The organism is Microvirga sp. HBU67558 (genome assembly GCF_018069605.1).
In the GTDB taxonomy this organism is placed as follows: Bacteria; Pseudomonadota; Alphaproteobacteria; order Rhizobiales; family Beijerinckiaceae; genus Microvirga; species Microvirga terrae.
In genome coordinates this window covers 1-261 of record NZ_JAGPUP010000064.1, presented here as the reverse complement: position 1 = coordinate 261, position 261 = coordinate 1, and the positions used below count along the sequence as shown (strand labels likewise).

The following is a 261-nucleotide window of genomic DNA, read 5'->3' as shown; positions in this document are numbered from 1 at the left end:
GGTCGTAGTCCGAGGTGGTCTCCTCGATCTGCGCCTTGATCTGCGAAACGCGGGCCTCGATGTCGGCCTTCTGGCCGGCGCCGTCGATGATCGTGGTGTTCTCCTTCTCGATGCGAACGCGCTTGGCGCGGCCGAGCATCGGGAGCTGGACGGTCTCGAGCTTGATGCCGAGGTCTTCGGAGATCGTCTGGCCGGCGGTCAGGACGGCGATGTCCTCGAGCATGGCCTTGCGGCGGTCGCCGAAGCCCGGAGCCTTCACGG

Annotated in this window: 1 pseudogene; it reads right to left on the bottom strand. The window is 66.7% G+C overall.

The window, feature by feature from the left end:
- Positions 1-261, bottom strand: a pseudogene (gene groEL, locus KBI52_RS00245) (chaperonin GroEL); the annotation flags it as partial.